This window comes from Burkholderia latens (genome assembly GCF_001718795.1).
In the GTDB taxonomy this organism is placed as follows: Bacteria; Pseudomonadota; Gammaproteobacteria; order Burkholderiales; family Burkholderiaceae; genus Burkholderia; species Burkholderia latens_A.
Window position 1 is genome coordinate 627283 of the sequence record NZ_CP013438.1, and the last position, 11975, is coordinate 639257.

At 67.3% G+C, this 11975-nt stretch carries 12 protein-coding genes; 10 read left to right on the top strand and 2 right to left on the bottom strand.

What is annotated here, in order from left to right; all coding sequences use genetic code 11:
- The first annotated feature begins 197 nt into the window (after positions 1-197).
- The 4 genes from WK25_RS22140 (at position 198) to WK25_RS22155 (ending at position 3787) form a co-directional block, all read left to right on the top strand.
- Positions 198-1094, top strand: coding sequence for an NAD-dependent protein deacetylase (locus tag WK25_RS22140; RefSeq protein ID WP_069242751.1), 897 nt, complete (start codon positions 198-200; stop codon positions 1092-1094).
- Positions 1091-1732 (top strand): DUF938 domain-containing protein, encoded by a 642-nt coding sequence (locus WK25_RS22145; protein ID WP_069242752.1) that lies wholly within the window; start codon positions 1091-1093, stop codon positions 1730-1732. The genes WK25_RS22140 and WK25_RS22145 overlap by 4 nt, the downstream gene beginning before the upstream one ends.
- A gap of 97 nt (positions 1733-1829) precedes the next feature.
- On the top strand, positions 1830-3242 hold the full coding sequence (gndA, locus tag WK25_RS22150) for an NADP-dependent phosphogluconate dehydrogenase (protein ID WP_040139389.1): 1413 nt from the start codon (positions 1830-1832) through the stop codon (positions 3240-3242).
- Positions 3243-3442: 200 nt separating this feature from the next.
- The gene (locus WK25_RS22155) at positions 3443-3787 is read left to right on the top strand and encodes a DUF4148 domain-containing protein (protein WP_059544777.1); all 345 of its coding nucleotides are present in this window, start codon (positions 3443-3445) and stop codon (positions 3785-3787) included.
- A 127-nt stretch (positions 3788-3914) separates the two neighbouring features.
- Here WK25_RS22155 and WK25_RS22160 read toward each other — a convergent pair whose 3' ends face one another.
- The gene (locus WK25_RS22160; RefSeq protein WP_059544775.1) at positions 3915-4235 is read right to left on the bottom strand and encodes a hypothetical protein; all 321 of its coding nucleotides are present in this window, start codon (positions 4233-4235) and stop codon (positions 3915-3917) included.
- A 442-nt stretch (positions 4236-4677) separates the two neighbouring features.
- On the opposite strand from WK25_RS22160, the gene WK25_RS22165 reads away from it, so the two are divergent.
- Complete coding sequence (locus tag WK25_RS22165; protein ID WP_069242753.1) at positions 4678-5412, top strand: peptidoglycan DD-metalloendopeptidase family protein; 735 nt, start codon at positions 4678-4680, stop codon at positions 5410-5412.
- Positions 5413-5458: 46 nt separating this feature from the next.
- Here the strand turns inward: WK25_RS22165 and WK25_RS22170 are convergent, their stop codons facing one another.
- Complete coding sequence (locus WK25_RS22170; protein ID WP_059544771.1) at positions 5459-6097, bottom strand: Pr6Pr family membrane protein; 639 nt, start codon at positions 6095-6097, stop codon at positions 5459-5461.
- A 232-nt stretch (positions 6098-6329) separates the two neighbouring features.
- Here WK25_RS22170 and WK25_RS22175 point away from each other — a divergent pair, with 232 nt between their 5' ends.
- The 5 genes from WK25_RS22175 (at position 6330) to WK25_RS22195 (ending at position 11964) form a co-directional block, all read left to right on the top strand.
- A complete protein-coding gene (locus WK25_RS22175; protein ID WP_040139394.1) occupies positions 6330-6866 on the top strand; it encodes a cytochrome b in 537 nt (178 codons plus the stop codon).
- Positions 6867-7023: 157 nt separating this feature from the next.
- Positions 7024-7383: a DUF2946 domain-containing protein gene (locus WK25_RS22180; RefSeq protein WP_059544769.1), complete on the top strand. Its 360-nt coding sequence runs from the start codon at positions 7024-7026 to the stop codon at positions 7381-7383.
- An 82-nt stretch (positions 7384-7465) separates the two neighbouring features.
- A complete protein-coding gene (locus WK25_RS22185; RefSeq protein ID WP_069242754.1) occupies positions 7466-9598 on the top strand; it encodes a TonB-dependent copper receptor in 2133 nt (710 codons plus the stop codon).
- Between the two features lie 227 nt (positions 9599-9825).
- Entirely contained in the window at positions 9826-10920 is a 1095-nt protein-coding gene (locus tag WK25_RS22190; protein WP_069242755.1) for an esterase/lipase family protein, read from the top strand.
- Positions 10921-10923: 3 nt separating this feature from the next.
- A complete protein-coding gene (locus WK25_RS22195; protein WP_069242756.1) occupies positions 10924-11964 on the top strand; it encodes a lipase secretion chaperone in 1041 nt (346 codons plus the stop codon).
- The last annotated feature ends 11 nt before the right edge of the window (positions 11965-11975 follow it).

Consider the following 11975-nt stretch of genomic DNA (forward strand, 5'->3'; position numbering starts at 1 on the left):
GTCAGTTGATCCACTACCCCGATGGATCAATTGTTGAAGCGCCCATCGCCATGTGGCTGATGGGCGTCTTTTTTTGCAGCGCGCGATTCACGCGCGGACGTACGCCCGATTGCGCGGCGTTCGGTATCATGTGCTGGCAGCGTCGGCTGCCCGTGCGCCCGCACGGGGCGCCCGGCGCGTGAACATGCGTCGCCGACATGAACGACACCCACCATAACGATTCCTCGTCCGCCAGTATCGATCCGGCCGTGGTCGATTCACTTCACAGCTTCGTCGAGCGCCATCCGCGGCTGCTCGTTCTGACTGGCGCGGGCATCAGCACGGATTCCGGCATTCCCGGCTATCGCGACCGCAACGGTCAATGGATGCGCTCGCCGCCGATCCAGCTCCACGAATTCCTCGGATCCGACGCCGCGCGACGGCGCTACTGGGCGCGCAGCATGATCGGCTGGCCCGTGGTCGGCCGCGCGCAGCCGAACCGCTCGCACGCCGCGCTTGCACGGCTCGGCCGCAGCGGCCGGATCGAGCGCCTCGTCACGCAAAATGTCGACGGGCTGCATCAGCGCGCCGGCAGCAGCGACGTGATCGAATTGCATGGCGGCATCCACGGCGTTACATGCCTCGATTGCGGCGCGCATCATCCGCGCGCGACGATCCAGACCGTGCTCGAAACGGACAATCCCGAACTGCTGGGCGCGCAGGCCGAACCGGCCGCGGACGGCGACGCGCACCTCGAATGGGCCGCGTTCGACACGTTTCGCATTCCGGCCTGCCCGGCGTGCGGTGGGCTGCTGAAGCCGGCGGTGGTGTTCTTCGGCGAAAACGTGCCGCGCGAACGCGTCGCGTTGGCGTCGCAGGCGCTCGACGCGGCCGATGCGCTGCTGGTCGTCGGCTCGTCGCTGATGGTGTATTCCGGCTACCGCTTCTGCGTGTGGGCGCAGGCACAGCAAAAGCCCGTCGCCGCGCTGAACCTTGGCCATACGCGTGCCGATCCGATGCTGACGCTGAAGCTCGAGGCGCGCTGCGCGCCCGCGCTCGATGCGTTGAACGCGCGGCTCGGCATCGCGTGCGATGCGGCGGAGCGTGCATCGTGACCGGGCCCGCGGCATCGCACGATTCGTCCGCCCGCCTGTCGGCGCCGGCCGCGGAGCGCAATCGCGGGCCGATCCTCGACGTGCTGCGCCGCGTGCTGCCGGCAACCGGCAGCGTGCTGGAGATCGCGAGCGGCACCGGGCAGCATGCGGCGCACTTCGCGCAGGCGCTGCCCGGCCTGCGCTGGCAACCGAGCGACCCCGACGCGCACGCACGCCGTTCGATCGCTGCGTGGGTCGCGCACGCGGGCCTCGCGAACCTCGCCGAACCGCTCGCATTCGACGTGCGCGACCCGGTATGGCCGAGCGCGGCGCTCGACGCGATCGTCTGCATCAACATGGTCCACATCTCGCCGTGGGCCTGCACCGAAGCACTGTTTGCCGGGGCGGCACGCGTGCTGCGCCCGGGCGGCGTATTGTTCCTGTATGGCCCATATCGCCGCGAAGGCCGCCACACGTCGCCGTCCAACGAAGCGTTCGACCAGCAGTTGCGCAGCCGCGATCCTTCGTGGGGTGTGCGCGATCTCGAGGCGGTCGTCGCGCTCGGCCTCGATCTCGGGCTCGACTGCGCCGAAGTCGTCGAAATGCCCGCCAACAACCTGAGCGTCGTGTTCCACCGACTGCCGCACGCGGAGCAATGACACGCCGGCGCGCATCGCCGCCGGGTTTCCACTATCCTTTCGCCTGTGCGCGCGACCCGGCTCGGGTCGCGCCCCGTTTTTTCCGGAGAATTGACTAATGGGCAAACAAGCAATCGGTGTGATCGGGCTCGCGGTGATGGGCCGCAATCTCGCACTCAATATCGAGAGCCGCGGTTACGCGGTGTCGGTGTACAACCGCAGCCGCGAGAAAACCGACGAACTGATCGCCGAATTCCCCGGCCGCAATCTGGTGCCGACCTACACGCTCGAGGAGTTCGTCGCGTCGCTCGAAACGCCGCGCCGGATCCTGATGATGGTGAAGGCCGGCGAAGCGACCGATGCGACGATCGCATCGCTCAAGCCGCTGCTCGAGAAGGGCGACGTGCTGATCGACGGCGGCAACACGCACTTCACCGACACGATCCGCCGCAACCAGGAGCTCGCGCAGTCGGGCCTGCACTTCATCGGCACCGGCGTGTCGGGCGGCGAGGAGGGCGCGCTGCGCGGCCCGTCGATCATGCCCGGCGGCCAGCGTGACGCGTACGACCTCGTGGAGCCGATCCTCAAGCAGATCGCCGCAAAGGCGCCGTCGGACGGCGAACCGTGCGTCGCATACATGGGCCCGGACGGTGCGGGCCACTATGTGAAGATGGTCCACAACGGTATCGAGTACGGCGACATGCAGCTGATCGCGGAGAGCTACGCGGTGCTGAAGGACGTCGCGGGTCTGACAAATGACGAACTCGGCGCGGTGTATACCGAGTGGAACCAGGGCGAGCTCGACAGCTATCTGATCGAGATCACGTCGAAGATCTTCGCCAAGAAGGACGACGAAACCGGCAAGCATCTGGTCGACGTGATCCTCGATCGCGCCGCGCAAAAGGGCACCGGCAAGTGGACGAGCCAGAACGCGCTGGATCTCGGCGTGCCGCTGCCGCTGATCACCGAGTCGGTGTTCGCGCGCGTGCTGTCGTCGCTGAAGACCGAACGCGTCGCGGCCAGCAAGATCCTGTCGGGCCCGGCCGCCGCGCCGTTCGCCGGCGATCGTGCGGCGTTCGTCGAAGCAGTGCGCCGCGCGCTGTACCTGAGCAAGGTGATCTCGTACGCGCAGGGTTTCGCGCAGTTGCGCACGGCGTCGGAGGAATACGGCTGGAATCTCGATCTCGGCACGATCGCGAAGATCTTCCGCGCGGGCTGCATTATCCGCGCGCGCTTCCTGCAGAAGATCACGGACGCCTACGCGAACGATCCGGCGCTCGCGAACCTGCTGCTCGACCCGTACTTCAAGGATATCGCCGCGAATTACCAGGCCTCGCTGCGCGACGTCGTGGTGGCCGCGGTGCAGGCCGGGGTGCCGGTCCCGGCGTTCGCGTCGGCGGTTGCGTACTTCGACAGCTACCGGTCGGAACGGCTGCCGGCCAACCTTGTGCAGGCGCAGCGCGACTTCTTCGGCGCGCACACGTTCGAGCGCACCGACAAGCCCGGCAGCTTCCACGCGAACTGGTCGTAACGGGGCGGGCGAGGCGGCATTGTTGCGAAATTCTATTCTTTGAGTAGGGTTTTTTCGTCCCGGATCCTGCAATTGTTGGCTCCGCGGAAACAGTGTTTTCGTTCTTTCATGGTTTTCCCTAGGTGATCTCCGGACTAAACTTTGATCAATCGCTGCAGACATGGTGTGTGCGGCGAAGCAAAAAAATTCCGGAGGTAATCATGAAATCGCTGATCGCAACGTTCGCTGCAGCTGCTGTCCTCGCCGTCCCCGCCGTGTCGTTTGCTCAACAGAATGCGCCCGTGACGCGTGCGCAGGTGAAGGCGGAACTGTCCGCCCTTCAACAAGCCGGCTACAAGCTGGGCAGCGACCGGACCGACTATCCGGCAGGCATCCAGGCAGCTGAAGCCCGTCTGAACCCGCAACAAAACGTCGCCGCCGCCGATACGAGCGGCTACGGTGCGCAACCGGCCGGCCAGCAAGAGTCGGGCGCTCCGGCGGTTGCGAAGACCGGCTGGCAAGTTAAGCGCGTGTCGGATGGCGCACCGGTCTACAAGGGTCGTTAATCGGTCGTTGACCGGCATCGGAGGGGCGGCCGCAGCCGCGGCCTGCTCCACCCCCGCGCAGTACGCACAGCCCGCCGTTCCGCATCACGGAACGGCGGGCTGTTTTCATTGGCGGCGTCCGCGCGCGTCAGTGCAGCGGCCGCGGGCCGCGGCGAAGGTCCCGGAACAACGCGTCGGCCGGTTCCAGCGCTTGCAGCCATGCTTCGTCATAGCCGCTCAGCGTGTCGAGCGCATCGCGCAGCCGCTCGATCGCGAGTACCGGCAGCTCGACGCTGTGCCGCGTCGCGCCGCTCAGGTGCGCGACGCTCGCGAGCTGAACGAGCGCATCCGCTGCTTCCGCGACGTCGGTCGCGAACAGCAGGTGCCGGTTGAGCAGTTCGACGAGGGCGCTGCTACCGGCGAAATCCTCGGCGTTGAGCTGTACGGACACAAACGTCGCATTGTTCATCTTTATCTCCTCGTTGTCTGAATGGCGCGGTGCATCTCCGAGTATAGGTGGCGGTGCCGGCAACGGAGCGGCGGCCTTGCGCGGCGGGGGGCGGCACGACGGCGCACGGTGGAGGGCGGTGGCGTCCCGGCCGGCGGGGGCGGGCGCGCCGCAACTCTGGGCTCGTAGCTGGTTGATCCGCGGCCTGCGGACCCGCAAGATTGTTGCCGGCTCAACTAGCTGTCGCGGCCCGGACCGCGACAAATGGTATCTTTGCCGCTCGGGACGACGCGAAAAGCGCGTGAAAAAGGGGCCGATGAGCCTTTCGCGCTGGCGTCCCGCCGTGGAAACTGACGGCCGCGACAGCGGTCGGATACTGGTTGGTCCGGCCGTTCGGCCGGACATCGTGCGTCGCGCGCCGGAGGGCGGTGAGCGGCGCAACGACGCAAATCCGGGAGGACCCTTGAGAAAAACGATTCCGATCCACGATGCGCTGACGCGCCGGCTGCCGCAGGCGGTGTTCGTCGTCGCGGCTGCGGCGCTGACGGGCTGTACGATGACGCCGTGGACCGACAACTGGCAGCCGGTGCGGCCGTCGCCGTCGACGTCGGCCGCGACGCCCGGTGTGATTGCCGGCTATTACCGCGTGAATCCGGGCGACACGCTCGCCGGCATTGCCGCCGCGTACGGGCAGCGCGTGCAGGACGTGGCGAGCTGGAACCACATGTCGCCTAACGACGCCGTCTCGCCCGGCCAGGTGCTCCGCGTCGCGCCGCCGCCGGCCGCGACGTCGCTCGCGCAGCCGCCTGGGGCGACGGCACAACCGGGCTCGCTGGCATGGCCCGCGACGGGCTCCGTCGTAACGCCGTTCTCCGCAGGCAAGACGCGCGGCATCGTGATCGCCGCATCGGGGCCTGACCATTCGGTGCGCGCCGCGGCAAACGGGCGAGTGGTCTACGCCGGATCCGGCGTCAAGGCGTATGGCCCGCTCGTGATCCTGAAGCATGAAAACGGGCTCATCACCGCGTACGGGCACAACGGCAAACTGCTCGTCAACGAAGGCGATGCGGTACGCGCGGGCCAGCCGGTTGCCGAGATGGGCACCGACGCGAGCGGCCGTGCGACGTTCGAGTTCGAAGTCCGGCAGAACGGCAAGGCCGTCGATCCGCTGAGCTTTCTGCCGCGAAACGGCGGCTGACGCCGCATCGGGGCGTGTGCGCCGCACGGCGCGCACGCTCGCGCCTTCATCCTTCCTTAAGCTGCGCGGTGGCAGACTGCCTCGCATGATTGCCGAGCCAGCGAATGCCCAGTGCGAGTCCTGCCGCGCCCAGCGCGATCACCGAACATTGAATGGCGACCGGCAGGTAGCCGTGCGGACGCGGATCGACGAACGGGTACGGATACCAGTTCTCCACTGCGCCGCGCACGAGCGTATAGCCGAGATAGACGACGGGAAAGGCGAGCCATGCAAATGCGCTGCGCCGCGGGACTGGCGAGCGCGGCTCCACGTACAGCCAGTCGCACAGCACCACGAGCGGCACGATCCGGTGCAGCACCCAGTTATTGAACGCCGGCGTGACATGGTGCAGCGCATCGAGCCGCGCGAGCAGCAGTTCGTAGACGATCGCGGTGATCAACATGTACAGCACCGCGGCGCCGCGCATCGATTCGTAGCGCGCCGAGCCGGCGCGCGTGACGCGCGACAGCCCGACGACAAGCATCGCCGCCGCATACAGGCTGCTGAGTTGCGTGAAGTAGCTGAGGTAATTGCCGAGATGAAAGCTCGGCAAGTGCCAGTAGTCGGCGACGCTGTGCAGCGTGGTCGACACCGCGAGCAACGCGGCGATCAGCCGGTAGGCCGCAACGAAGAACGCTTTGCTCATGATGCCCGCGCAACGTCGCACCAAAGCTTCATCGTGCCACAGTGGCGCGCGGGCGCGATGCGGATTTTCCTTATGACGCGGCCGGTTCGGGCGGGAGTGCCGATTCGTCCGATATTTGACCGGGTCGTGCAATGCCGGCCGCGCGTGACGCTACAATCGGGGAGCCGAGCGGCACCGGCCCGCTGCGGCATGTGCCCGCCCCGCATATCACACGAGAAACACGAGACACAGCATGAAAAACATCCTCGCGAAACAGACGCGCTACAGTTCGCCGGCCATCTTCTTCCACTGGGCCATCTTCCTGCTGGTCGCACTGGCTTATCTGGCCATCGAGATTCGCGGGCCGAAAGGCAGCGACAGTCGCGTGTTCTGGACGAACGTCCACTTCCTCGCGGGAACGTCCGTGCTCGTGCTGTCGGTGCTGCGCGTGCTGTGGCGGGTGGTCAGCCGCGTGCCCGAGCCGATTCCGCAGGCGGCGCTGCTGAAATGGCTGTCGACGCTCGCGCATTTCGCGTTGTACGTATTCATCATCGCGCAGCCGCTGCTCGGGATCATGACGATCAACATGGGCGGCAAGCCCGTATCGCTCGACTGGATTGGCGTGTCGTTCACGCTGTTCGGCCCCGACAAGGCGCTGCGGCCGACGATCAAGGAAGCGCACGAACTGATCGGCAACGCGTTCTATTTCGTGATCGGCCTGCATGCGCTTGCCGCGCTTTACCACCATTTCATCCGGCGCGACGACGTGCTGCGGCGTATGGTGCCGTGATCGCCGCACGCGGAAGCCGCGCATCGGCCCGGGGGCGCATGGTTGTCGACACAACCATGCGCCCCCGGTGCGTTTACCGCCGTGCACGGCTGGCCAGCGCGACGAACATTCGGTAACATCTCGGCTGTTTTTACATTCCGCTTACGCATTGCCGCGCATGCTGCACCGACATCGTCACCTGACCGCCTGGCTCGGCGTGTTCGCGATCTGGCTCGCGATCGCGGCGCCGCTGGTGTCGCAGTGGCGCATCGCGCACGTGGCGTCGCCCGATGCGACCATCTGTAGTGCAAAGCATGACGCGGCCCGCGCAGCCCCAGCGCACGATCATGCGTTGCATCTCGATGCATGCGGCTATTGCGGCTTCTTCGCGCACATGCCCGCGGCTGGCGGCGTGGCCGCCGCGTCGTTCGCTTTCGTCCCCGTCGCGACCGTTTCCGCTGCCGCGCCGCCTGCCGTCGCCGCACACGCCGAACGTTATCCGCGCGCTTATCCGCGCGCACCGCCCGAGCGCGCCTGACGCGCTGTCTCCGTTCCTTTCATCGCCGTTATCCGCGCAGTCCGTCGAGGCCGCGTGGAGGGCGTCACTCGGGCTTTCGATCATGACCGTTTTTTCGTTGCGCACGCCGACGGCGTCGCGCCAATTCCCTGCACGGCGCGTGCCGCGCATGCTGACATTCACCGTTCCGGCGCTTGCCGTCGGCGCAATGACCGCGGCGGCTCCCGCCGAAACCGCGCGTGCCGCCGCCGGCGTGCCGACTGCTGACGCTGGCGCGCTGCTGCCGCCCGTCGAGGTCGTCGCATCGCCGCTGACGACGCCGCTCGTCGTCGTCACCGATCCGAAGGCGCCGCGCCAGCCGCTGCCGGCGAGCGACGGTGCGGACTATCTGAAGACGATTCCCGGCTTCACATCGATTCGCAGCGGCGGGACGAACGGCGACCCCGTGCTGCGCGGGATGTTCGGTTCGCGGCTGAACATTCTCGCGAACGGATTGCCGACGCTCGGCGCGTGTCCGAACCGGATGGATGCGCCGACGTCGTATATCGCCCCGGAAAGCTATGACAAGGTCATGGTCGTGAAAGGCCCGCAAACCGTGCTGTACGGCCCCGGCGCATCGGCGGGCACCGTGCTGTTCGAGCGCGTGACGCCGCGCTTCGAGCGGGCCGGCATGCGCTTCGACGGCAGCGTGGTCGGCGGGTCGTTCGGCCGCAACGACCAGAACTTCGACGTGACGGCCGGCACGCCGGACGTCTACGGCCGCGTGACCGCCAACCACGCGCATGCGCAGGACTACAAGGACGGCAACGGCAATACCGTGCCGTCGCAATGGGACAAGTGGAATGCCGATGCGGCGCTCGGCTGGACGCCCGACGACCGCACGCGCGTGGAGCTGACGGCGGGCGCCGGCGACGGCTATGCGCGCTATGCGGGGCGCGGAATGGACGGAGCGCATTTCCGCCGCGAAACGTTCGGCCTGTCGTTCGACAAGCGGCATCTCGGCGACGTGCTCGACCGTGTCGAGGCGCGCGTGTACTACAACGAAGCCGACCACGTGATGGACAACACCACGCTGCGTCAACCGGATCCGGCCAGCAGCATGCCGATGCGGATGGCATCCGAGGTGCGGCGCCGCACGTTCGGTGCGCGGGCCGCGGCAACGTTGCGCTTCGGCGACGACTTCAAGCTCGTGACCGGCGTCGACGCGCAGTCGAACCGGCTCGATTCGCGTTCGGCGATGGGGCGACAGAACTACGGCGACCAGCCGTGGAATGCGCAGGCGACGATGTGGAACGCGGGCGCGTTCGGCAAACTGACGTGGTACGCGAGCGATACGGCGCGCGTGATCGGCGGCGCGCGGGTCGATTACGCGAGCGCGCGCGACAAGCGTGCGACGACGCGCGGGATGATGACGAGCACGCCGAATCCGACCTTCGACGACGACCGCGCGCGCGTGCTGCCGAGCGGCTTCGTGCGCTACGAGCGCGATCTCGCGTCGCTGCCGGTCACCTGGTATGCCGGCATCGGTCACGCGCAACGCTATCCGGACTACTGGGAGCTGTTCTCCGCGAAACGCGGGCCGGCCGGCTCGATCAACGCGTTCTCCGCCGTGCAGCCCGAAAAGACCACGCAGCTCGACATCGGCGCGCAGTACAGGAGCGACCGCGTCGATGCATGGGTGTCGGCATACGCCGGCTATGTGCAGGACTACATCCTGTTCAACTACGCGCACGGAATGATGGGCCCGACCACACAGGCGACGAACGTCAACGCGCAGATCATGGGCGGAGAAGCCGGTATGTCATGGCGCCCAGTCGCGCCGCTGCGGATCGACACGTCGCTCGCGTATGCATGGGGGCGCAATGCAACGAGCGGCGATCCGTTGCCGCAGATGCCGCCGCTCGAGGCGCGCGTCGGGTTGGAGTACACGCGCGGCGCATGGTCGGCAGGCGGCCTGTGGCGGGTCGTTGCGCCGCAGCATCGCTATGCGCTGAACGAGGGCAACGTGGTCGGCAAGGACTTCGGTCCGAGTGCGGGCTTCGGCGTGCTGTCGGTGCATGCGCAGTACAACGTCAGCAAGAAAGTGCAGATCTCGGTCGGCGTCGACAACGTATTGAACAAGGCCTATACCGAGCATCTGAACCTCGCCGGCAACGCGGGTTTCGGCTATCCCGCGAACGCGCCGTTGATGGAGCCGGGGCGCACCGCATGGCTGCGCGTGAGCGCGAAGCTGTGACGCACGGCGCGCGTGTGCGTTGCAGCATGCGCGCGCATCGACGCGACACCGCCTGAACGGGCGGGGCGCGTCAACCGATTAGAGAACCGTATCTAGTCAGGGCGCAAACGTTCGCGACTCGTGATTCACTGCCGCATTCGACGCGCAAGGCCGGTTCGCCCGATCGCGGCCCGCCGCGCGTGTCGATCCTCATTCGCACCGGCAGCACAATAATCAGGAGAACATGGATGGCCAGATCGATGCGTTCCAGGGTGGTGGCAGGGGCAGTGGCATGCGCAATGAGCGTCGCGCCGTTCGCGGGCACGACCGCGATGATGACGCTCGCGACGACGCACGCGGCGATGGCGGCGGCCGCGCCGGCAGACGATTATGCGGCGACGCGTTACCCGATCATCCTCGTGCACGGGCTGACCGGCACCGACAAGTACGCCGGCGTGCTCGACTATTGGTACGGCATTCAGCAGGACCTGCAGCAGCATGGCGCGACGGTGTATGTCGCAAACCTGTCCGGCTTCCAGAGCGACGATGGCCCGAACGGGCGCGGCGAACAGCTGCTCGCGTACGTGAAGACGGTGCTCGCCGCGACAGGCGCGGCGAAGGTGAACCTGGTCGGCCACAGCCAGGGCGGCCTCACATCGCGCTATGTCGCGGCCGTCGCGCCCGATCTCGTCGCATCGGTGACGACCATCGGCACGCCGCACCGTGGCTCGGAGTTCGCGGACTTCGTACAGAGCGTGCTTGCGTACGATCCGACCGGGTTGTCGTCGTCGGTGATCGCCGCGTTCGCCAATGTATTCGGAATCCTGACGAGCAGCAGCCAAAACACGAACCAGGACGCGCTCGCCGCACTGAAGACGCTGACGACCACGCAGGCCGCCACGTACAACCAGAACTATCCAAGCGCCGGTCTCGGCGCGCCGGGCAGTTGCCAGACGGGCGCGCCGACGGAGACGGTCGGCGGCAATACGCACCTGCTGTATTCGTGGGCCGGCACGGCGATCCAGCCGACGATATCTGCATTCGGCGTCACGGGTGCGGCCGATACGAGCACGATTCCGGCAATCGATCCGGCGAACGCGCTGGACTTGTCGACGTTGGCGCTGCTCGGCACCGGCACTGTGATGATCAATCGTGGCTCGGGGCAGAACGACGGGCTCGTATCGAAGTGCAGCGCGCTGTACGGGAAGGTGCTGAGCACAAGCTACAAGTGGAATCACCTCGACGAGATCAACCAGTTGCTCGGCGTGCGCGGCGCGTATGCGGAGGATCCTGTCGCGGTGATTCGCACGCATGCGAACCGGCTGAAGCTCGCGGGCGTGTGATCGATGGCCGTGCGTGAAGGACGCGCGCCGCTTGCGCGGCGCGTTGCGATCTACGGTGCGGCAGGACTGGCTGCGATTGCCGTCGCAGCACTCTGGAGCGGCGCGGCGTCACAGCGCCGGGCGGATGCCGCATATGCGTCGGCGGCCGAGCAAGCACCTGGCGGCGCGAGCGCGTCGGCGGTCGTGGCGCCCGCCGCGTTGCCGGCGAGCACCGGCCTGCCGTCGTCGCTTGCAGGGGCCAGTGCGCCGCGGTTGCCGCTCGATGCGGGCGGCCATCTCGCGAAGTCGCGCGCGGTCCGCGACTTCTTCGATTACTGCCTGACCGCGCAGAGCGACCTGAACGCAACCGCGCTCGATGCGCTCGTCGTGCGCGAGATCGCGGCACAGCTCGACGGCACGATCGCGCAGCGTGAGGCGTTGGACGTGTGGCATCGATACCGTGCGTATCTCGACGCGCTCGCGACGCTACCGCAGGCCGGTGCGGTCGACAAGTCGGATCCCGGCGCGCTGCAGCTCGCGCTCGACCAGCGCGCGTCGATCGGATACCGCACGCTCGGCGACTGGAGCCAGCCGTTTTTCGGCGCGGAGCAGTGGCGGCAGCGCTACGATCTCGCGCGGCTGAAGATCGCGCAGGATCGCACCTTAACCGACGCGCAGAAGGCGGAACGGCTCGCGGCGCTTGCGCAGCAGATGCCGGACGACGAACGGGCCGCGCGACAGAAGGTCGACAGGCAGCGCGCCGCGATCGACCAGATCGCGCAGTTGCAGAAGAGCGGGGCGACGCCCGATGCGATGCGCGCGCAACTGACGCAGACGCTTGGTCCCGAAGCGGCGGCGCGCGTCGCGCAGATGCAGCAGGACGATGCATCGTGGCAGAGCCGCTACGCGGACTATGCGGCGCAGCGTGCGCAGATCGTTGCGGCCGGGCTGTCGGCGCAGGATCGCGATGCGCGGATTGCCGCACTGCGGCAGCGCATCTTCACGAAACCAGGCGAAGCGGTGCGAGCGGCGTCGCTCGATCGCGGCGCGGCGGCCGCACAGTAACGCGCGCAATC

Bases quoted from the DNA above. Each gene is read 5' to 3' on its own strand.
- WK25_RS22185 (WP_069242754.1), top strand. From the start codon at position 7,466: ATGACCGTTTTTTCGTTGCGCACGCCGACGGCGTCGCGCCAATTCCCT.
- WK25_RS22160 (WP_059544775.1), bottom strand. From the start codon at position 4,235: ATGAACAATGCGACGTTTGTGTCCGTACAGCTCAACGCCGAGGATTTC.
- WK25_RS22155 (WP_059544777.1), top strand. From the start codon at position 3,443: ATGAAATCGCTGATCGCAACGTTCGCTGCAGCTGCTGTCCTCGCCGTC.
- WK25_RS22180 (WP_059544769.1), top strand. From the start codon at position 7,024: ATGCTGCACCGACATCGTCACCTGACCGCCTGGCTCGGCGTGTTCGCG.
- WK25_RS22195 (WP_069242756.1), top strand. From the start codon at position 10,924: ATGGCCGTGCGTGAAGGACGCGCGCCGCTTGCGCGGCGCGTTGCGATC.
- WK25_RS22175 (WP_040139394.1), top strand. From the start codon at position 6,330: ATGAAAAACATCCTCGCGAAACAGACGCGCTACAGTTCGCCGGCCATC.
- WK25_RS22170 (WP_059544771.1), bottom strand. From the start codon at position 6,097: ATGAGCAAAGCGTTCTTCGTTGCGGCCTACCGGCTGATCGCCGCGTTG.
- gndA (WP_040139389.1), top strand. From the start codon at position 1,830: ATGGGCAAACAAGCAATCGGTGTGATCGGGCTCGCGGTGATGGGCCGC.
- WK25_RS22140 (WP_069242751.1), top strand. From the start codon at position 198: ATGAACGACACCCACCATAACGATTCCTCGTCCGCCAGTATCGATCCG.
- WK25_RS22190 (WP_069242755.1), top strand. From the start codon at position 9,826: ATGGCCAGATCGATGCGTTCCAGGGTGGTGGCAGGGGCAGTGGCATGC.